The organism is Collinsella aerofaciens (genome assembly GCF_040915425.1).
In the GTDB taxonomy this organism is placed as follows: domain Bacteria; phylum Actinomycetota; class Coriobacteriia; order Coriobacteriales; family Coriobacteriaceae; genus Collinsella; species Collinsella aerofaciens_BW.
Genome location: NZ_JBCPDN010000028.1, coordinates 1 through 19,553, shown reverse-complemented (window position 1 = coordinate 19,553; position 19,553 = coordinate 1). Strand labels below are relative to the sequence as shown.

19 protein-coding genes are annotated in these 19,553 nt (G+C 60.9%); 18 read left to right on the top strand and 1 reads right to left on the bottom strand.

Going from position 1 to position 19,553, the window contains the following annotated elements:
* From alaS to AB5164_RS05255, 14 genes are all read left to right on the top strand, one after another.
* Positions 1 to 2,251, top strand: a 2,251-nt coding sequence (alaS, locus tag AB5164_RS05320; RefSeq protein ID WP_368147871.1) for an alanine--tRNA ligase, incomplete at its 5' end; no start/stop codon positions are given.
* 17 nt (positions 2,252 to 2,268) lie between these two features.
* Complete coding sequence (ruvX, locus tag AB5164_RS05315) at positions 2,269 to 2,697, top strand: Holliday junction resolvase RuvX (RefSeq protein ID WP_329737985.1); 429 nt, start codon at positions 2,269 to 2,271, stop codon at positions 2,695 to 2,697.
* Complete coding sequence (gene mltG, locus AB5164_RS05310) at positions 2,690 to 4,123, top strand: endolytic transglycosylase MltG (RefSeq protein WP_368142167.1); 1,434 nt, start codon at positions 2,690 to 2,692, stop codon at positions 4,121 to 4,123. The genes ruvX and mltG overlap by 8 nt, the downstream gene beginning before the upstream one ends.
* Position 4,124: 1 nt before the next feature.
* Positions 4,125 to 4,622, top strand: a complete 498-nt coding sequence (locus tag AB5164_RS05305; protein WP_117639353.1) for a YqeG family HAD IIIA-type phosphatase — start codon at positions 4,125 to 4,127, stop codon at positions 4,620 to 4,622.
* An 8-nt stretch (positions 4,623 to 4,630) separates the two neighbouring features.
* The gene (locus AB5164_RS05300) at positions 4,631 to 5,164 is read left to right on the top strand and encodes a shikimate kinase (protein ID WP_035138190.1); all 534 of its coding nucleotides are present in this window, start codon (positions 4,631 to 4,633) and stop codon (positions 5,162 to 5,164) included.
* Positions 5,161 to 6,270, top strand: a complete 1,110-nt coding sequence (locus AB5164_RS05295) for a hypothetical protein (RefSeq protein ID WP_368142168.1) — start codon at positions 5,161 to 5,163, stop codon at positions 6,268 to 6,270. The genes AB5164_RS05300 and AB5164_RS05295 overlap by 4 nt, the downstream gene beginning before the upstream one ends.
* Before the next feature lie 132 nt (positions 6,271 to 6,402).
* Positions 6,403 to 7,533: a M24 family metallopeptidase gene (locus tag AB5164_RS05290; RefSeq protein WP_271736262.1), complete on the top strand. Its 1,131-nt coding sequence runs from the start codon at positions 6,403 to 6,405 to the stop codon at positions 7,531 to 7,533.
* 160 nt (positions 7,534 to 7,693) lie between these two features.
* On the top strand, positions 7,694 to 8,257 hold the full coding sequence (gene efp, locus AB5164_RS05285; protein ID WP_118288930.1) for an elongation factor P: 564 nt from the start codon (positions 7,694 to 7,696) through the stop codon (positions 8,255 to 8,257).
* 24 nt (positions 8,258 to 8,281) lie between these two features.
* Complete coding sequence (locus AB5164_RS05280) at positions 8,282 to 8,644, top strand: Asp23/Gls24 family envelope stress response protein (protein ID WP_138341164.1); 363 nt, start codon at positions 8,282 to 8,284, stop codon at positions 8,642 to 8,644.
* Positions 8,645 to 8,647: 3 nt separating this feature from the next.
* Entirely contained in the window at positions 8,648 to 9,232 is a 585-nt protein-coding gene (nusB, locus tag AB5164_RS05275) for a transcription antitermination factor NusB (protein ID WP_138341162.1), read from the top strand.
* 2 nt (positions 9,233 to 9,234) lie between these two features.
* A complete protein-coding gene (locus AB5164_RS05270; RefSeq protein ID WP_006233978.1) occupies positions 9,235 to 9,474 on the top strand; it encodes an exodeoxyribonuclease VII small subunit in 240 nt (79 codons plus the stop codon).
* 35 nt (positions 9,475 to 9,509) lie between these two features.
* Positions 9,510 to 10,313: a TlyA family RNA methyltransferase gene (locus AB5164_RS05265; RefSeq protein ID WP_368142196.1), complete on the top strand. Its 804-nt coding sequence runs from the start codon at positions 9,510 to 9,512 to the stop codon at positions 10,311 to 10,313.
* Positions 10,310 to 11,170, top strand: a complete 861-nt coding sequence (locus tag AB5164_RS05260) for an NAD(+)/NADH kinase (protein WP_368142169.1) — start codon at positions 10,310 to 10,312, stop codon at positions 11,168 to 11,170. The genes AB5164_RS05265 and AB5164_RS05260 overlap by 4 nt, the downstream gene beginning before the upstream one ends.
* Positions 11,160 to 12,788 carry a DNA repair protein RecN gene (locus AB5164_RS05255; protein WP_368142170.1) on the top strand — a complete coding sequence of 543 codons (1,629 nt, stop codon included), beginning with the start codon at positions 11,160 to 11,162 and terminating at the stop codon, positions 12,786 to 12,788. Before AB5164_RS05260 ends, AB5164_RS05255 begins: the two co-directional genes overlap by 11 nt.
* Before the next feature lie 59 nt (positions 12,789 to 12,847).
* On the opposite strand, the gene AB5164_RS05250 is transcribed toward AB5164_RS05255, so the two are convergent.
* A complete protein-coding gene (locus AB5164_RS05250; protein WP_368142171.1) occupies positions 12,848 to 13,705 on the bottom strand; it encodes a MurR/RpiR family transcriptional regulator in 858 nt (285 codons plus the stop codon).
* A 272-nt stretch (positions 13,706 to 13,977) separates the two neighbouring features.
* Between AB5164_RS05250 and AB5164_RS05245 the strand changes: the two genes are divergently transcribed.
* The 4 genes from AB5164_RS05245 to AB5164_RS05230 all read left to right on the top strand — a co-directional run.
* Complete coding sequence (locus AB5164_RS05245) at positions 13,978 to 15,981, top strand: fructose-specific PTS transporter subunit EIIC (protein ID WP_368142172.1); 2,004 nt, start codon at positions 13,978 to 13,980, stop codon at positions 15,979 to 15,981.
* A gap of 526 nt (positions 15,982 to 16,507) precedes the next feature.
* Positions 16,508 to 16,771, top strand: a complete 264-nt coding sequence (locus tag AB5164_RS05240) for an HPr family phosphocarrier protein (RefSeq protein WP_022094575.1) — start codon at positions 16,508 to 16,510, stop codon at positions 16,769 to 16,771.
* Between the two features lie 133 nt (positions 16,772 to 16,904).
* A complete protein-coding gene (ptsP, locus tag AB5164_RS05235; RefSeq protein ID WP_035138206.1) occupies positions 16,905 to 18,608 on the top strand; it encodes a phosphoenolpyruvate--protein phosphotransferase in 1,704 nt (567 codons plus the stop codon).
* A 74-nt stretch (positions 18,609 to 18,682) separates the two neighbouring features.
* Positions 18,683 to 19,553, top strand: an 871-nt coding sequence (locus AB5164_RS05230; RefSeq protein ID WP_368147869.1) for a 1-phosphofructokinase family hexose kinase, incomplete at its 3' end; no start/stop codon positions are given.

Sequence of the window (19,553 nt, the reverse complement as noted above, 5' to 3'; positions counted from 1 at the left end):
GACCCACGACGTGTGGCGTTCTCTGGGCGTTGCTGAGGACCACATCTCCCGCCTGGGCGAGGACGATAACTTCTGGGCCGCTGGCCCCACCGGTCCCTGCGGTCCGTGCTCAGAGATCTACTTTGACATGGGCGAGGAGGTCGGCTGCGGCAGCCCCGACTGCAAGCCTGGCTGCGACTGCGACCGCTTCCTGGAGTTCTGGAACCTCGTCTTTACCCAGTACGACCGCCAGGAGGACGGCTCCATGCCGGAGCTGCCGCACCGCAACCTCGATACGGGCATGGGCCTGGAGCGCATGGCCGCCATCATGCAGCACAAGACCGCCAACTACGACGGCGATCTGATGCAGCACCTCATCAAGCTGGGTGAGAAGATTAGCGGCAAGACCTATGACGCCGACGATTACTCTGGCGCCAGCCGCTCCCTGCGTATCATCGCCGACCACTCCCGTGCCGTCGACTTTATGATCTCGGACGGCATCCTTCCCGGTAACGAGGGTCGCGAGTACGTCCTTCGCCGCCTGCTCCGTCGTGCCGTGTTCCACGGTCGCCTGCTGGGCATCGAGGGCGCCTTCCTGACCAAGTTCATCGACGAGGTTAACGCTCAGATGGGTGAGGCTTATCCCGAGCTGCTCAAGAATGTCGCGCTCGTCAAGGGTATCGTCGCCTCCGAGGAGGAGCGCTTCTCCACGACGCTCGACAACGGCCGCGTCTATCTGGACGAGGCCCTGGCAGCGCTTGCCGAGGGCGCCGTGCTTTCGGGCGATGTCGCCTTTAAACTGCACGACACCTTTGGTTTCCCCATCGATCTGACCGTCGAGATCGCCGGCACCGCTGGCCACGACGTCGATATGGACGGCTTCACTGCCTGCATGGAGGACCAGAAGGCCCGCGCCCGCGCCAATGCCAAGGGCGACGCCTGGGGCAGCTTCAACGACGTGTGGGTCGAGCTTTCGGACAAGGTCGCAGCGACCGAGTTCGACGGCTATGACAACGATGTGATCGAGGGCGCCAAGGTTGTCGCCATCGTGCGCAACGGCGAGTCCGTCGAGTCCGCTGCCGCCGGCGAGGATGTCGAGGTTGTGCTCGACCGCACCCCGTTCTATGCCGAGATGGGTGGCCAGCTGGGCGATGCCGGCAAGCTTTCCGCCGAGGGCGTTGTTCTGACCGTTGCCGACACCAAGAACCACAACGGCCTGTATGCCCACGTCGCGCACGTTGCCGAGGGCACGCTGGCTGTCGGTGCCGCTGTTACCGCCGCGCTCGACGCCGAGCGCCGTGGCTTCCTGCGCCGCAACCACACCGCCACGCACCTGCTCGACGCTGCCCTTAAGCAGGTCCTGGGCGAGCACGTCTCCCAGGCCGGCTCGCTGGTGACGCCCGAGCACCTACGCTTTGACTTCACGCACTTCGAGGCCCTGTCCTCCGAGCAGCTCAAGGCTGTCGAGGACCTGGTCAACCAGCAGATCTTCGCTTCCAAGCCGGTCGTGACCCGTGTCATGGGCATCGACGAGGCTAAGGCTGCCGGCGCTGTCGCTCTGTTTGGAGAGAAGTACGGCGATGTCGTCCGCGTCGTCTCCGTGGGCGCTGAGGACCAGCCGTTCTCCCGCGAGCTCTGTGGTGGCACCCATGCCGCCAATACCGCAGAGATTGGTCTGTTCAAGATCATTTCCGAGTCCTCCACGGGCTCCAATGTCCGCCGTATCGAGGCCGTGACCTCTAAGGGTGCCCTCGACTACATGGCCGACCGCCTGGCGCTCGTTGACGCCGCCGCCGCTGCGCTCAAGTGCCGCGTCGACGAGGTTCCCGCCCGCGTGGAGAACCTGCAGGCTGAGCTGCGCGAGACGTCCAACAAGCTCAAAAAGGCTCTGACCGGTGGCTCCTCCGACGCCATCTCCAGCGCCATCGAGGGCGCCGTCGAGCTCGACGGCTATAAGCTCGTTGTCGCTGAGCTCCAGGGCCTTGAGGCTGCCGACCTGCGCAACGTATGGGATACCGTGCATCAGAAGGTCGCCGGCCCTGTCGCTTGTGTCGTCGCCAGCGTGACTGAGAAGGGCACTCCGGCCCTGCTCGCTGCCGGCTCCGATGACGCCGTCAAGGCCGGTTTCCACGCCGGTAACGTGATCAAGCAGATCGCGGGTCTGGTCGACGGTCGCGGTGGCGGTCGTCCCAACATGGCCCAGGCCGGTGGCAAGAATGCTGCCGGCATCGCCGATGCCCTCGCGGCCGCTAAGACCGCGCTCGGCGCCTAAGAATCTAAGAAGTCGCTGTGGTTGCGCTCGCGCTGGACATAGGGGAGACCAGGATTGGCATCGCCGTCTCGAGCCGTGATGGCAAGATGGCGATGCCTGTCAAGGTGCTTCCGGCTGCCGAGGTCACCGGTATGGCCAAGACGTTCCGCTACCTGGTTGAGGACTATGAGCCCGACATCCTGGTAAGCGGACGCCCCCTGACCATGGCCGGTGAGCCCGGCCCCCAGGCCGAGCGCGTTGCCGCCGTGGCGCAAAAGATTGCCGACGAGCTCGATCTTCCGCTGGAGTTTGAGGACGAACGTCTGTCTTCGCAAGAGGCCAAGCGTATCCTGCGCGAGCAGGGCCTCAACGAAAAGCAGATGAGGGGCAAGATCGACATGATTGCCGCCAGCCTGTTTTTGCAGACGTGGCTCGATCGTAAAAACGAGGAGGTTTCGCATGTCTAGCGCTTCCGATCCGCGCCAGCAGAATCGTACACGGCAGCCGGCGTCGCGCCCTGCCCAGCCTGGCCAGCGTCCGGCACAGCCGACGCAGCGCGCAGCTCAGTCTGCCGCGCGCTCGGTGCAGTCCTTCTCTCATTCGGCCCAACCTGTTCAACGGACGGGTCAGCAGCCTTCTGCTCGTTCGGTTCAGCATTCGGCTTCTCACGCGGCTCAACAGCCCACTGCTCGTACGGCCCAGCCTGCAGGCGGTACTCGCTTTAAGCAGCAGGCACCTACCCAGCGAACTCAGGTCCCTCAATCGCATTCGCATCACGCTCGCGGTTCGCATGGCGTTGCTCCGGCGACCCGCTCGAGCTACAACACGCATGCTCGTCGCGGTGCTCAAAAGAAAAGCTCCCCGGTGCCTATGATTATCGGCGTTGTGGTGGCGGTGCTCGCGCTTGCTGCGATCGCTTTCTTTGTCGTGCCGGCCGTCAAGGGCTTCTTTGCCGGTGAGGATACGAAGGTCACGGCTGGTCAGCAGGTTACGGTGACCATTCCCGATGGTGCTTCAGGCGATACGATCGCCTCGATTCTCTCCGAGAATCATATCGTAGAAAATCCCAAGGATTACTATGCGGCGGTGAAAAAGCTCAACGCCGATATGTCGCTCAAGCCCGGTGATTATTCGTTCACCACACTCATGGATGCGACCAAGGTTGTTCAGCAGCTCATGGAAGGCCCCAACGCGGGCTCCAGTGCGCTGACTATCCCTGAGGGCCTGACGGTCGATCAAGTCGCCGACCGTGTGGCCCAGGCCTACGACAGCATCTCTAAGGAAGACTTCCTCAACCAGGCCAAGGCCTCCAACTACGTGGACGACTATAGCTTCCTTAAGGGCGCCGCCAACGATTCGCTCGAGGGTTTCTTGTTCCCCAAGACCTATTCGTTGGGTGATTTGCCGACGGCCGATGGCGTGATTCGCGCTATGCTCGATCAGTTTAAGACCGAGTACAAGTCGCTTGACTTTGCGAGCTGCGAAGCCAAGATCAAGGAACGCTACGGTGTGGAGATGTCCGACTACGACATCGTCAACTTGGCCTCTATCGTTGAGCGCGAGGGCCTCAACGCCGATCAACGTGCGCACGTGGCCTCGGTCTTCTACAACCGTCTTGCCGGCAAGCTCGATGGTCTGCGCTATCTCAACAGCGATGCGACCATGATGTATGTCACCGGTGGCGAGGTTACCGCCGACGACCTGCAGAGCGATAGTCCGTATAACACCTATAAGCACGAGTGCCTGCCGCCCACGCCCATCTGCTCTCCGTCGCTCGAGGCACTCAAGGCCACGCTTGAGCCGACCGACTCCGATGACCTGTATTTCTACATTACGCAGGACGAGGAGTACTTCTCGCAAACCTACGAAGAGCATCAACAGTCTTGGAATTAGCATGAGGATTTTTAGCCCCAAACGTTACGTTGCCTCGGTCGATCGCATCGACCTTGATACCCTTTGGGCCGACGGCAAACGCGCCATTCTGCTCGATCGCGATAACACCCTGGTGCCGCGCGACACCGAGCAGGTTCCCGCCGCGGTTTCCGCTTGGCTCGATACCGCCCGCGCCAAAGGCTTTAAGCTGTGCATGGTGTCCAACAACTGGCATCGCGACCAGGTCATGGCATCAGCACGCGAGCTGGGACTCGAGGCCATCAGCCATGCCATGAAGCCGGCGCCGTTTGCCCTCAAGGCGGGTCTTAAGCGCCTCGGCGCCACGGCTGACGAGGCGGTGCTGATCGGTGATCAGCTCTACACGGACGTGTGGAGCGGCAACTTCGCCGGCGTCGATACCATCCTGGTAAAGCCGCAGGCGACGCAGGACCTGTGGTATACGCAGATCTTCCGTATCTTTGAGCGCCGGGCCCTGCGCGACCTTCCTTGCGAGGAATAGGTCTCGTCATGTCCCAGCACATCAAACACGGCTGCGACCATATCTTCTTTATCGGCTTTTTGGGCGCGGGCAAGTCGACGCTTGCGCGCAACGTGGGCACCATGTTCAAGCGGCGTTTTATCGATACCGACCGTCTGGTCGTGCGCCGTTGCGGCAAGTCGGTAACCGAGATTTTTGAGACCGAGGGCGAGGATCGTTTTCGCGAGCTCGAGACCTCGGCGCTCCGTTCGCTCCAAAGCGAGCGCAGCCTGTTGGTTTCGTGCGGGGGCGGTATCGTCGAAACGCCGGTGAATATTGAACTGATGCACGAAATGGGTACGTGCGTGTACCTCGAGGGCGACTTCGAGGATTCGATTCGACAGATTCGTCGGTCCGACACGCGCCCCGATTTCCGTTCGCCCGAGCATGCTGCGCGCCTGTTTGAGCATCGCCGTCCGCTGTATCGCCAGGCCGCCGACCTTACCCTTGATATTCGCAACAAGTCCTTCGAGGACGTTTCCTACCTTTGTGCCGAGATGCTTTTGGAGCGTGGGCTGCTATGATTCGCCGTCAACTGATCAATTTCCAAAACCGCAGCGTCGATGTCCGCGTCGGATTGGGCGCGTTCGATGAACTGTCGCGTATGTTTGCCTCGGCCGTGGGCAAGCCTAAGCGCGCGATGGTCGTTTGGAACACCGCCACATCCGAGCGTTTTGGTGAAGTCGTCGAGCATGCGCTGGTCGACGCCGGTTTTGCCGTGTCGCCGCTAGTCCTCGAGGTTTCGCCTGCTGGTGCCACGCTGGCCGATGCCGATGCGATCTTTGGCGCCCTGTCTGCCAACGGCGTTACCTGCGACGATCTGGTTGTCGCCGTTGGCGATGCCGCAACCTGCTCGGTTGTTAGCTGGTGCGCCAACCAGTGGTGTGGCCGAACTGAGTGCGCGCTGCTGCCGACGACCTTCGACGCCATGCTCACGGTCGCGACGACCATGAAGCCGCTCGTCGCCTCGCCGGCGAATGCGCTTCCCGCTATCGCGTTACGTCCTGAGCCGGGCTTGGTCGTGTGTGACCTCGACCTTGTTCGCGAGGCGGACCCCGAGTACCTCAAGTTCGGCTATGTGGTGCTTGTTGGCACCATGCTTTCGAGCAGCAAATCCCGCTGGAATCAGTTTACTGAGACCGTTCCCGAGATTCTCGCGGGCGAGGAGGTCGCGCTCGTCAATGCAGTTCAATGGTCTCAGACTGCCCGCAAGGACGTACTGATGGCCACGAACCCGAGCGCCCGCCATGCGCTCGATTTTGGCAAGACGGGGGAGCGTACCCTGAGCGCTTGCTTGGGCGATGCTGCTTCGCAGGTTCCTGCCTACCAGCTGTTGTCCGAGGGCATGCGCTTTGAGGCGCGCCTAGCACATGATGCCTGCGACTTCGATATCGATTACGTCTTTGAGGTCGATGACTGCCTAGAGGACTTTGGTATCGAGGAACTTGCCCTCGATCTGGAGCCTGCCGCATATATCGAGGAGTTCCGCAGGCAGCAGTTCGCTCGCTCGAATCGCAGCATGCTGCCGCTGCCCGCGGCACTCGGCGCCATTCGCCTAACGAGCGTTGAGGACGAGGTTCTTGAGCGCCATGCTCACGCTTACTTGGCTTCTCGCAAAGAACTTCTCTAAGATTTATTGACATCCATCGTCTTTCGTATCATGTTGAGGGACGGGTTTCCAATCGGTTGCGGTTCGCATGCGATTCCGACGTTCGGTTGAGACCCGTCCCGTCTTTATAGAGACAATAAGAAAGGAATCTGCATGTCTGAGTTTGCTGCCGGTCCTGCCGGTCGTATCGAACGTGTCCGTGCCCTGATGGTCGAGCGCGGCTACGACGCTATCGTGGTACGCGACGAGGCCAATCTTCGTTGGCTCACGGGCGTGAAGGGCGTCTTCGACTACACCTTCGAGTTCCCGCACGCGGCGTTTATTACGGCTGACCAGTGCCTGTTCCATACCGACTCGCGCTACCTCAACAGCTTTGAGGAGAACACGCCCGCCGGCAGCCCTTGGGTCTATGACATGGACGAGGGCACCATCCCCGGTTGGGTCGCCGGCAAGATCGCAGCCAACAAGTGCCGCGTCTGCGCTGTCGAGGACGATATGCAGATCAACTTCTACCAGGGCATTCAGCGTGGTCTGGAGGATCGTTCCGTCGCCTGCATGTTGCCGCTGATGCATGACGACATCCGCAAGATGCGCGCCATCAAGGATGCCGAGGAGATCGAGCTCATGCGCCATGCACAGTCGATCACTGACGCCGCCTTCCAGCACATGCTCGGCTTTATTAAGCCCGGTATGACCGAGAAGCAGGTTCGCAACGAGCTCGAGAACTTTATGTTCGCCAACGGCGCTGACAGCCTTGCCTTCGGCTCCATCGTAGCGAGCGGTCCCAACACCGCCAACCCGCATGCCGTGCCGAGCGACCGCGTGATCGAGAAGGGCGACTTTGTCCTCATGGATTACGGCGCGGGCTACTGCGATTATCGTTCCGATATGACGCGCACCGTCGTGATGGGCGAGCCCACGCAGGAACAGCTCGACCTGTATGCGCTCGTGCGCCGTACGCACGAGGAATGCGTAGCCGCCATCCATCCGGGCGTCGAGGGCAACGACATTTTCAAGCTTTCCAAGAAGATCATCGGCGATGCCGGCTATGGCGATTACTACAACCATGGTCTGGGCCACGGCGTGGGCATCGACATCCACGAGCTGCCCAACTTCAACCGCAGCAAGAACACCATCGAGATCGGCTCGGTTGTCACCATGGAGCCCGGCGTCTACCTGCCCGGCGTGGGCGGCGTGCGCCTTGAGGACTACGGCGTGGTCACCGAGAACGGCTACGAGCCCTTCACCAAGACCCCGCACGACCTGCACGTTATCGACTGCTAGTCTACTTCGGTAGATAGTTTGGGGCGGGGCGTTCGGATCGATTCGGACGCCCCGCGTTCTCTTTTTATGCGCTCGCTGCAGGCGCCGTCTGCAAGTGTATAATTTCTGTCGTATGTAATTTGGACGCTTGTGCGTTCTGCCCATAACAAGAAAGGTCGCTATGCCTACCATTTCTACCGCCGACTTCAAGAACGGCCTCGGTCTCCGCATCAAGGACAAGGTCTACACCATCGTCGAGTTCCAGCATGTCAAGCCGGGCAAGGGCGGCGCGTTTGTGCGCTACAAGACCCGCGACATCAAGAGCGGCCGCGTCGTCGAGAACACCTGCAACGCCGGCACCAAGTTCGAGAGCGTCATGCTTACCACCCGCGAGTTCCAGTACCTCTACAACGATGGCGCCGACTACATCTTCATGGACAACGAGTCCTATGAGCAGGTTCCCGTTCCCGAGGACATGGTGGGCGAGAACTCCAAGTGGCTGCGCGAGAACGACATCTGCCAGCTGCTCTTCGCCGACGATGAGCTCATGGGCGTGACCCCCCCGATGTTCATCGAGACCACCATCGTCCAGACCGACCCGGGCTTTAAGGGCGACACCGTCCAGGGTTCCACCAAGCCGGCCACGATTGACACCGGCGCTGTCATCCAGGTCCCCATGTACCTCAACGAGGGCGAGGTCATCAAGGTTGACACCCGCGACGGCAAGTTCGTCTCCCGCGTCTAGCAACCAACTCTTCTAGGAGGACTCATGCCCCAGGAAATCAAGATTGACGGCATCGGCATTTCGCCCGATGTTCTGACCGCCATCGTCTCGCGCGCCGTGTCGGATGTCGAGGGCATCGCCTCCGTTGGCGTCAAGGACCTTGCCACCAACCTTGTCTCCATGATGCTCTCGTCCAAGGCCCCGGCTTCCGAGCCGGCGGTCGAGGCCGAGGTCGTTGGCGGCAAGCTCGCACTCACCGTGCGTGTCGTGGTGTTCTTTGGCTATCCGTTCAAGAAACTCGCCGAGGCCGTTCGCGTCGCCGTGGTCGCCGCCATCGATGCTCAGGTGGGCGTCGAGGTTGAGCGCGTTGACGTTTGCATTGACGGCCTCGTTTTCCCCAAGGAGTAACCTTTGAGCCTTAAGGTTTATCGCGGGCGTACGCTTGCCCGCAGTCAGGCGCTGCAGCTGCTGTTCCAGGCCGAGGCCACGGACAGCCCGCTCGAGCGCGTCCTCGAGGGTGATTTCCTGATCTCGAAGGGTCCCCTCGACCCCTATGCGTTGGAGCTGTGCCGCGGTGCCTACGAGCATATCGACCGCATCGACTGCGCTCTGCGATCCGTTGCCAAGAACTGGGATCTTATGCGCATGCCCGGCGCCGACCGCAATCTGCTGCGTATCGCTGTTTACGAGATGCGTTTCCTCACCGACGAGGAGGTCTCGGACGCCATCGTGATCAACGAGGCTGTCGAGCTTGCCAAGGCCTATGGCACCGACCAGTCCGCGTCGTTCGTCAACGGCGTGCTGGGCAAGATCGCTCGCAGCGAGGAGCTGCCGGGCGAGGGCCTGTACCAGGAGCTGCTGGCCGAAGATCGCGCTCGCGAGGAGGCGCAGGCTGCCGAGGCTGCCGCCAAGGTTGCGGTTGCTCAGGCTGAGGCTGGCGTGCTGGCCGAGGATGCGGACGCCGCCGAGGCTGACATCGACTCCGTCGAGGAGTAGCCATGCCAGAGGGTTCTGTCCGTAACTTTGATGAGATTTCGGACCGTCTGGATCAGATCATCGCTACCGTTCGCTCCAAGGATACCTCCTTGGAGCGTTCGCTCGATTTGTTTGACGAAGCGATTGAGCTGGGCTCCCGCGCGGTCGATATGGTCGACAAGTTTGAGTTGACGCCGCGTGAGGCCGACAAGCTCGAGCAGGAATACGATGAGGATGCGGCAAACGAATCCCAGGATAGCTAGGCCGCATCTCCGGATACGAATGGTTGATGGCATTCATGAAACGCGTGCGTCTTGATGACGAACTGATTTCACAGGGCATCTGCGCCGATCGCGCGGATGCCCTTCGCACTCTTATGGCCGGCTTGGTCTCGAGTGGCGGCGAGCGCTTGACTTCGCCGGGCCTTAAGGTGACCCCGGGTCTGCCGTTGCACATGAAGGGGCGCATTCCATATGTTGGCCGCGGCGGTCTTAAGCTCGAAGGCGCGCTTGATGCGTTTGGTATCAATCCGACGGGCCTTGCCTGTCTGGATGTGGGCTGCTCTACCGGCGGCTTTACCGATTGCCTGCTCAAGCGCGGAGCTGCGACCGTTGTCTCGGTGGACGTGGGTCGCGCCCAGTTCGATTGGTCGTTGCGTCAGGACGATCGCGTGACGCTGCATGAGCGCACAAACGTGACGCAGCTGCCTGAGCTTGGCTATGCCGGCGCCATCGACCTGGCAGTGTGTGATGTCTCGTTTACCAGCATCGCGAATATTATCGATGCGGTGCTGGCGTGCCTGGCGCCTACGGGTGCATTCTGCGCGCTCGTAAAGCCGCAGTTTGAGGCTCCGGCGGCGTTGGTGGGTGAGGGCGGCATTGTGACCGATCCCGCTGTGCGCCGCGATACGCTCGTGGCGGCGGTTGAACTCTTCGCTGCCAAGGGGCTGTTCCCGGTCGATGTGTGCGTGTCACCCATTCATGGTGCCAAGGGCAACGTTGAGTTTTTCCTGTACGGCACGAGATTTGAACCCGGCGACCGCTCGCAAGACGAGCTGCAATCCCAGGTATCGGTTTTGAGCGAGAAAGCTGCAACGCTATGAAGGTCTTTCTGGTTCCCAATTACTACAAGCAAGAGGCGGTCGAGAGCGGCCTGATGCTCGAGCTTTGGCTGACGCGCCAGGGCTATGAGGTGGCATGGGCTGCCGACCAGCGATCCAAGATTCAGAGCACGCCTGATATTGACGGCTCCGATCTGGTCATTACGCTCGGCGGCGACGGTACGTTGCTGCGCGCTGCCCGCATCCTCAACCATCGCGAGATTCCTATCCTCGGTCTTTCCTATGGTCACCTGGGCTTTTTAACTGCTGCGAGCCCCGAGGAGCGCGACATTCTGCAGGTCGTGAGCGACGCCCTTTCCGGCGAGCTGCACGTGAGCCGTCGCGCCACCATCGCCGCGGATATCGTGTCCGTGCGCGAAGACGGTACGAAGGATGTCGTGCGCACCTTCGCCCTCAACGATATGGCGCTTACGCGCGGCCCCCTGTCCGATATGGTCGAGTTCGACATCACGGTGTCGGGCCACCATATCGATCGACTTCGTGGCGACGGCGTGGTCGTGTCCACGGCGACTGGTTCTACGGGGTATGCGCTCAGTGCGGGTGGCCCCATCGTGAGCCCCGACTATACGGGCATGGTCTGCGTGCCCATTGCGCCGCACACCATTCAGGCCCGCGCCTTCTTGACTTCGCCGAGTGATGTCGTCGAAATCTTTATGTCTGATGACCGTCCGAGCATTCCGGCGATCGCTATCGATGGACAGTTTATTACCTGCGATGGCACCGTTGAGAGCGTGGCGGTGCGCCGCGGGCCCGGAGATGTGCTGCTTCTTGATTACGGTCCCGAGAGCTTCTATAACTCGGTGAGCCGTGTGTTCTACGGAGTGCGTCATGATCGATGAGCTGCAGGTTTCCAACATTGCACTCATTCGGGAGGCGACGTTGGTGCCGAGTGCCGGCTTGACCGTCCTGACCGGTGAGACCGGTGCTGGCAAGACCGCGCTGCTTTCGGCGCTCAAGCTTATTTTGGGCGAGCGCGCCGATTCGTCGACGGTTCGCGAGGGCGAGGCGCTGGCGAGCGTCGAGGCGCGGCTGTTTGACGGCCCGCACGACACGGAAGGCTTCACGGTCCAGCGCAGCCTTTCTGCCGAGGGCCGCAGCCGCGTGAAGATTGACGGCCGCATCGCCAGTGTGCGCGAGCTTTCGGAGCGCGTTGGTGTGATGATGGATCTGTGCGGCCAGCACGAGCACCAGCGCTTGCTCGATCCGGCGCATCACGTTGCGATGGTCGATGCATGGGCAGGGCGTCCGGCACTCGAGGCGCTGGATGCGTACCGCGTCTGCTTTAAAGCATCGCGCGCTGCCGCCAAGGAGGTTCGACGTGTCGAAGAGGCCTCGCGTGCGCAGGGGAGCCGCGTCGAGGAGGCGCGCTTTGCCCTCGAGCGCATCGGCGAGGTCGACCCCAAGCCGGGTGAGTATGAGGAACTCGAGGAGCTGCTGCCGCGCTCCGAACATGCCGAGGTACTGGTTGCCACGGCTAACGATGCCCATGCATCGCTTGCCTCTGAAGGGGGAGCGCTCGATGCCGTGAACAGCGCCGTGGCAGAGCTTTCCCGAATGGATACCGTCGATCGCAAACTCGGCGACATTGCCGATGCACTTTCGGATGCCTGTATCTCCCTTGAGGATTGCGCGAACGAGCTTCGTGCCTATCGCGATGGCATCGCCTTCGACCCGCGCGAGCTCGCTCGCATGCGTGAGCGGTATTCCGACCTCAAGGGCCTGTTGCGTCAGTGGGGCCCCACCATGGACGATGTTTTTGCCATGCGCGATCGCTCGCAAGAGCTGCTGTCCCTGGTCGATGATGGCGATGAACAGATCAAAAAGGCGCGTGAGGCACTCGGGAGCGCAGAGCGCGAGTTGTTTGCCGCTGCCAAGGCACTTAAGCGCGCCCGTAATACGGCGGCCCCTCGCTTCTGCCACGAGGTCTGCCGCCAGATGGCTCGCCTGGAGATGGGCGGCGCCGAGCTCGTCTGGGAGTCACGTGATCTTCCCCGTGCTGAATGGACGCCCGTTGGTCCTTCGAGCTACGAGCTGCTATACCGCAGCGGTGCCGGCTTGACGCCACGTCCCCTGCGCCGCATTGCCTCGGGCGGCGAGTTAAGTCGCGTCATGCTGGCAAGCAAGGTTGTCCTCGGTAACGCGGACGGTGTTGATACGCTGGTGTTTGACGAGGTCGATGCTGGTGTCGGTGGCTCCACGGCGCGTGCGCTCGCGGGCGTGCTGGCAGATCTTGCCGCCACACATCAGGTGATTGTCGTAACCCACTTGGCGCAGGTCGCCGTCATGGCTGACAAGCATTATGTTGTCAGCAAGGAACCGGGCGATGTTCCCCAAACGCATTTGGACGAGGTAACCGGCGAAGCGCGTATCGCCGAGATCGCCCGCATGCTGAGCGGCGATCAATCGGAGGCGAGCTTGGCGCATGCCAAGCAGATGCTTGAAGAAGCTCGAGGTTAGGTCGTATCAGCGGTGTTGGTGGGACAAAATAGACTGAAATTTTTGTCCCACTACGCGTTTTACTCCACAACCTTATCCGGCTGGATGAGCTCCTCGTAGTAGCTGATATGCTCACGCGCGTCTTCAATCTCGGGCAGCAGGAAGTTGTAGATGACTTCGATGATCATCGTGGCACTGATCTTGGAGAACGCAAAGTCGCCTGTCGTCAGCAGCGCTTCGTGGTTGACGGTATTAAAAGTGTAGTCTGCCAGGCGCGCGAGCGGGGATTTACTGTCGCTGCTGATGACGACTACGGTTGCGCCGCAGTTGCGAGCCGCTTTTGCCATGCGATTCAGCCGGCGCGATTTGCCGGAGTTTGAGATTAGCACGATGACGTCACCCGGGCGCAACGTGAGCGCAAAGCCGATTGATGTCTCGCTGATGGTGCTCGCCATGCAGCGCAGGCCCAGCTGCGAAAACTTAAACGTCGCATCGAGCGCGACCGCGTTCGTATTGCCCACAGCTGCAAACTCAATAACCCCTGCATGCTTAAGGGCATGCACAACAGCCGCCAGCGTATCGTGGTCGATGCCGTCGATGGTCGCATTAAGCTCGCTCACCTTGGCAGCCAGGATGTTCTTGAGGCTCTGCTCCATATTGTCGAGCGAGACCTCGTCAGTCAGGCCCTCGTTACGCTGGCTTTCCAAATCCCTCGCCAACGAAAACTGAAAGCTGCGGAAGCTACCAAAGCCAAGCTTGCGGCAGAAGCGCGAAACGGTCGCCTCGGACGTGGCGGCGGCGCGCGAGAGCTGAGCGGCCGTGAGGCGTGGCGCCTCGGACTGGTGCTCCAATATATAGTTGACAATGCGCTGCTCGGACTCGCTGTATCCCTGATGGGTGCTAATGAGGGAAAGTGCGCTCTTGCTACTATCGGTCATGGATGGCTCCTGGTTGGCATGAAAATCTAATTTGATTCGCAATGCCATAGTATACGGGCATTTTCAATTACAAGATACACCTTGCCGTTTCAAGTGTTGATGGTAAACTTTCACTTACCGTTTACGGTTATGAAAGAACCTTTCACCGGAGAATTGCACCTTGTCTCTTCTCACGCGGACGGTAGGTTGGTATCTTTCAGTTGTGGAAAAACGCGCATCGAAGCGCGTGTAGGGGAGCGCCCGCGGGCGCTGTACTCAAGAAGGAGGGACACATGGCTAAGTTTGACATCATCGCCGCGACCGGTTGCCCGACCGGCATTGCGCACACCTTCATGGCGAAGGAGGCGCTGGAGAAGGCAGCTGCCGAGCGCGGTCTGACCATTAAGGTCGAGACTCATGGCCAGGTCGGTGTCGAGAACGAGCTCACCAAGAGTGAGATCGCTGGTGCCAAGGCCGTCGTCGTCGCAGCCGACAAGGATGTCCAGGCTGAGCGTTTCGCCGGCAAGCCCATGGTTTCCGTTGGTGTTTCCAAGGCCCTGTCCGTTGAGGCCGCCGGTAAGTTGATTGACCGCGCGCTCGCCGCCAAGGGCGACGACACGGTTGCGGCTGCTGCCGATGTCGAGGACGAGGTCGAGGAGAAGGAGTCCATCGGCCGGATCATCTACAAGCACCTCATGAACGGCGTCAGCCACATGCTGGTCTTCGTCGTTGCCGGTGGTGTTCTGACCGCCGTTTCGTTCCTGTGGGGCATTACGTCCTTCGATTCGACGGCGTCTGACTACAACAGCTTTGCTGCGATGCTCAAGATCATCGGCGGCATCGCCATGAACCTCATGGTTCCGGTGCTTTCAGCCTATATCGCCGAATCCATCGGCAAGCGCCCGGCGCTCGTCCCCGGTTTCGTTGCCGGTATGATCGCCATCCAGGGCCTGCCTGTTAACGCCGAGACCGGCATGATCGACGCCGGTGGCACCGGCGTGGGCTTCGGCTTCCTGGGCGGCATCGTCGGCGGCTTCCTCGCCGGCTATGTCATCCTGCTGCTCGAGAAGGTCTTTGCCGGTCTGCCCAAGAACCTGGACGGCCTCAAGGCTATCTTCCTGTACCCGCTGTTCTCGACCGCCATCGTCGGCCTGGTCATGCTCGGCATTTCCGGCCCCATGGCTGCCATCAACACCGCCATGATGGACTTCCTCAAGGGCCTGTCCGCCTCTGGCGCCGTTGTCCTGGGTCTTGCTATCGGCTGCATGTGCGCCTTTGACATGGGTGGCCCGGTCAACAAGGCTGCTTATGTCACCGGTACCGCTATGCTTACCGAGGCTCTGGCCGCCGGTGTTGGCACCGATACCTACAACTTCGGCACCAACTTCATGGCTGCCGTCTCCGCCGCCTGCATCGTTCCGCCGCTGATTACCACCTTTGCCGTCGTTGTCGGCAAGAAGTACTTCAGCCAGGAGGATCACGACGCCGGTGTCGTCAACCTCATCCTTGGTTGCACCCACATCACCGAGGGCGCCATTCCGTTCATGACCAAGAACATCTGGCCCGTCATGCCCATCATGATGCTCGGTTCCTCTATCGCTTCGATCCTGACCATTATGTTCAACGTTCACGATCCGGCGCCTCACGGTGGCTTCCTGGTCCTGCCCGTTGTCGAGAACGGTCCGCTGTGGGTCCTCGCGATCCTCATCGGCGCCGTGGTCGGTGGCATCATGTTCGTGGCCTTCAAGAAGTACGACTTCGAGAAGAACCAGAAGGCCGCTCCTGCCGCCAAGCCCGTCGAGGCCCCCAAGGCCGCTGCCGTCGAGGCCCCCAAGTCCGAGGCTGCCGACTTCGTGAAGGTCGAGAATGTTTTTGTCGCCGAGGACTTCGCTTCTCGTGACGAGGCTCTGAGCTTCGTTTCCAACCAGGCCGTCAAGGCCGGTATCGCCGGCGACGCCGACGCCGTGATGAACGCCTTCCTGGCCCGCGAGGCCGAGGGTACCACGGGCATGATGGAGGGCTTCGCCATCCCGCATGCCAAGTCCGACGCCATTACCGAGGCTGCCGTTATCGTCGTCAAGGACGAGTCCGGCGTGACCGGTTGGGACACCATGGACGGCGCTCCCGTCAACGTGGCTATTGCCCTGCTTATCCCGGGTGCACAGGCCGGCACCACGCACCTCAAGATCCTGTCCAAGGTTGCCGAGGCGCTCATGGACGAGGACTTCCGTGCCACCGTCAAGGGTTCCACCGACGCCGCCGAGATCGCCAAGACGATCAACGCCCGCCTGGTCTAATCCCCCAGCTCGCGAATAACATCGCCCCCTGTAATAAAGGCGAGGACTCCACCCGGAGCCCCCGCCTTTATTCATTCCTTTCTGTAAGGTGCGTTGAAATAGGGACCGTTTAAACGTTTCAACTGCAAAATCAGTCCCTATTTCACCGCAACTTCCAGAAGGGCATAGAGGGAACTGCCCATTGAGTCTTTGTCGCGAACAGATCCTCAGCCAGAATTCCGTTCCGCCGATATTGTTCTGGACCGACCGAGTTTCCGCAGCTCGCCCGCCGGGCGGGGCGATTAAGTTTGTCGCGAGTTCCACACGCAAAGGAAAGCACTTAATGTGCTTTCCGTCTTGCGCAGGACTGTAGAGCAGCAAACTTAACCGCCCCGCCCGGCGGGCAAGCGCAGGGATACGACATCTGTCCAACAATTCGTGTGAAACACAATGAAAAACCGTTTGATGTGAGTTAATATAAACAACGTCGTGAATCTGACTCCTGCCACATGTATGACAGGGGTTAAACACAAAAAAGGAGTCAACTATGGTTTCTGAGAAGGCTACCCTCGTTAATCCTCAGGGTCTGCACATGCGTCCGGCTGGTCTGTTCGCCTCCACCATGGGCAAGTACGCCTGTGACGTGACGGTCGTCACCCCCGAGAAGGAGGTCAACGGCAAGTCCCCGATGGCCCTCATGGCTGCTGGTATCCCCTGCGGCACCGAGGTCGAGGTCAAGTGCGACGGCGCTGACGAGGCCGAGGCTCTGGCTGCTGCCATCGAGCTCATCAAGAGCGGTCTTGGCGAGTAGAACTCAAACGGGTCGCATGTTGAACAACTAAGTTCATATTTGGGGGCGCAGTGACCTGTTGTAAGGTAGCTGCGCTCTTTTGTCATGGATATGGCAAAACGCTTTATCACATGACACGGAGAGAGGAATGGGAATGTATCAGGGAGTCAACGCTTCCGAGGGCATCGGTATCGGCACCGTCATGGTCGCCGTCGATCCCGACTTGACGTTTGAGCCGCACGAGGTTGCTGATTCGGCAGCAGAGAAGGAGCGCTATCAGTCCGCTCTTTCGGTCTTCTGCGAGAAGACCCAGGCTCAGGCCGACCACATGAAGGAGACGGTGGGCGAGGCCGAGGCCGAGATCATGAGCGGACACATTGTCCTGGCTCAGGACCCGGGCATGACCGACGCCATCAACGCCGCCATTGACGGCGGCACCTGCGCCGAGCAGGCGCTCATGGACACCTCGACCATGTTTGAGAACATGTTCCTGTCCATGGACGACGAGATGTTCCGTCTGCGCGCGGCCGACATCGCCGACATCCGTACCGGTATTCTGGCCGAGCTTTTGGGCAAGGAGGTCGTCGACCTCTCCGTCCTGCCCGAGAACACCGTCGTTGTCGTGCACGACCTCACGCCGTCCATGACCGCCACGATCGATAAGGCCCACGTTGCCGGTATCGTCACCGAGACCGGTGGCCGCACGTCGCACTCCGCGATCATTGCGCGCGCCCTCGAGATCCCGGCTGTCCTTTCGGTTTCCAACAGCTGCACCGCGCTGCGCAACGGTATGACCGTTGTCGTCGACGGTGGCAAGGGTATCGTTGAGGCCGATCCCGACGAGGAGACGCTCGCTGCCTATACCGCCAAGGCCGAGGCCTTCGCTGCCGAGAAGGCAGCCCTCGAGGCCTTCCGTGGCAAGCCGTCCGTGACTGCCGATGGCATCAAGAAGATCATCGCCTGCAACATCGGTAACCCCGATGACGTGCCCAACGCGCTCGATCACGACGCCGAGGCCATCGGTCTGTTCCGCTCCGAGTTCCTGTTCATGGACTCTGCTGAGCTTCCTTCCGAGGAGGAGCAGTTCAACGCCTACCGTAAGGTCGCCAGCGCGCTCAAGGGTGCTCCGGTCATCATCCGCACGCTCGATGTGGGTGGCGACAAGGAGATTCCGTATCTGCACATGGTCAAGGAAGATAACCCCTTCATGGGCTTCCGCGCCGTGCGTTACTGCCTGGCCAATCCCGACCAGTACAAGGTCCAGCTCCGCGCTCTGCTGCGCGCTAGCGCCTTCGGTGACGTCAAGATCATGATCCCGCTCGTCACCTGCGTCGAGGAGGTCTTGGCTGTCAAGGAGCTCGTCGAGCAGTGCAAGGCCGAGCTGACCGAAGAGGGTCGCAAGTTCAACGAGAACATCGAGGTCGGCATCATGGTCGAGACGCCCGCCGCTTCGCTGCTCGCAGACCGTCTTGCCGAGGTCGCCGACTTCTTCTCCATCGGCACCAACGACCTGATCGGTTACACCATGTGCGCCGACCGTGGTAACGACACCATCTCCAACCTGTACCAGGTTTACTATCCCGCCGTGCTCCGCTCGCTCAAGAACATCATCGAGAGCGGCGTGAAGGCCGGCATCATGGTCGGTATGTGCGGCGAAGCCGCTGCCGATCCGCTGCTCGAGCCGCTGCTGATCAGCTGGGGCCTGGAGGAGTTCTCGATGAGCGCTCCTTCTATCCTGCGCGCCCGCAAGACCATCAGCCAGTGGACCAAGGCCGAGTGCGACGAGCTCGCCGAGAAGGCGCTCGCCTGCAACACCGCAGCCGAGGTCAAGGCACTGCTCGAGTCCGCAGCTCGCTAATTTGGTATCAGAGGTAACCGCGTGGTTGGAATGGGCCGGCCACGCGGCCCTCACATATACAGGGGGTACTGTAAATGTTCTACACGCTAACCGCTAACCCGGCTGTCGACATGACGGTTTCGAGCTCTCCGCTCGAGCCCGACGAGAACGTCCGCACCGGCTCGGCCAGCTACACGGCTAACGGCAAGGGCCTCGACGTGTCCTTCGCCTTTAAGAAGATGGGCGTCGACACCGTCGCGCTCGGCTTCTTCGCCGGCTTCACGGGCAAGTTTATCGTCGAGGAGGTCATGAACCTGGGTTGCCTCTGCCGCCCGGTCTGGACCGACGGTATCACGCGCATCAACACCTACGTCAACGATGGCCAGCACGAGTACGGCATCCTCAACCCCGGCGCCCCGATCACGCCGCAGCACCAGGAGGAGCTCTACAACATCCTGGACACCGCGGGCGATCTTGAGTGCCTGATCGTCTCCGGCTCCGTGCCTCCCAAAGCTACGCCCGACTTCCTGGCTCAGGTTATGGAGCATGCTCAGGCCCGTGGCGCCGACGTTGTCCTGGACCTGTCCTCCGACAAGCTCAAGGAGCTCGCTCACAAGAAGCCGCTGCTCATCAAGCCGAACCATCATGAGATGAAGGCCATCTTCGGCGTGCCGGTCGACACCGACGACGAGGTTCGCGTTGCCATGAAGATGGCTCACGACGCTGGCGTTCAGAACGTTCTGCTCACCCGCGGTAGCCGCGGCGACGCTTACTTCTCCAACGGCGAGGACATCTGGTACGCCAAGCGTGAGTTCAACATCAAGCTGGTTTCTTCCGTCTGCGCCGGCGACTGCACCCTCGCCGCGTTCCTGCACAAGTGGTACAGGGATCGCGACAACGTCGAGGAGGCCATGAAGCTCGCTATGGCCACCGGCGCCAACGTTGCCGAGTCCGTCGGTATTGGCG

What these genes read in the sequence shown, in the direction of transcription:
- AB5164_RS05250 (WP_368142171.1), bottom strand. Translation starts at nt 13,705, where the DNA reads ATGACCGATAGTAGCAAGAGCGCACTTTCCCTCATTAGCACCCATCAG.
- mltG (WP_368142167.1), top strand. Translation starts at nt 2,690, where the DNA reads ATGTCTAGCGCTTCCGATCCGCGCCAGCAGAATCGTACACGGCAGCCG.
- ptsP (WP_035138206.1), top strand. Translation starts at nt 16,905, where the DNA reads ATGTATCAGGGAGTCAACGCTTCCGAGGGCATCGGTATCGGCACCGTC.
- AB5164_RS05305 (WP_117639353.1), top strand. Translation starts at nt 4,125, where the DNA reads ATGAGGATTTTTAGCCCCAAACGTTACGTTGCCTCGGTCGATCGCATC.
- AB5164_RS05265 (WP_368142196.1), top strand. Translation starts at nt 9,510, where the DNA reads ATGAAACGCGTGCGTCTTGATGACGAACTGATTTCACAGGGCATCTGC.
- AB5164_RS05290 (WP_271736262.1), top strand. Translation starts at nt 6,403, where the DNA reads ATGTCTGAGTTTGCTGCCGGTCCTGCCGGTCGTATCGAACGTGTCCGT.
- AB5164_RS05260 (WP_368142169.1), top strand. Translation starts at nt 10,310, where the DNA reads ATGAAGGTCTTTCTGGTTCCCAATTACTACAAGCAAGAGGCGGTCGAG.
- efp (WP_118288930.1), top strand. Translation starts at nt 7,694, where the DNA reads ATGCCTACCATTTCTACCGCCGACTTCAAGAACGGCCTCGGTCTCCGC.
- AB5164_RS05245 (WP_368142172.1), top strand. Translation starts at nt 13,978, where the DNA reads ATGGCTAAGTTTGACATCATCGCCGCGACCGGTTGCCCGACCGGCATT.
- AB5164_RS05255 (WP_368142170.1), top strand. Translation starts at nt 11,160, where the DNA reads ATGATCGATGAGCTGCAGGTTTCCAACATTGCACTCATTCGGGAGGCG.
- AB5164_RS05280 (WP_138341164.1), top strand. Translation starts at nt 8,282, where the DNA reads ATGCCCCAGGAAATCAAGATTGACGGCATCGGCATTTCGCCCGATGTT.
- AB5164_RS05295 (WP_368142168.1), top strand. Translation starts at nt 5,161, where the DNA reads ATGATTCGCCGTCAACTGATCAATTTCCAAAACCGCAGCGTCGATGTC.
- AB5164_RS05300 (WP_035138190.1), top strand. Translation starts at nt 4,631, where the DNA reads ATGTCCCAGCACATCAAACACGGCTGCGACCATATCTTCTTTATCGGC.
- AB5164_RS05240 (WP_022094575.1), top strand. Translation starts at nt 16,508, where the DNA reads ATGGTTTCTGAGAAGGCTACCCTCGTTAATCCTCAGGGTCTGCACATG.
- AB5164_RS05270 (WP_006233978.1), top strand. Translation starts at nt 9,235, where the DNA reads ATGCCAGAGGGTTCTGTCCGTAACTTTGATGAGATTTCGGACCGTCTG.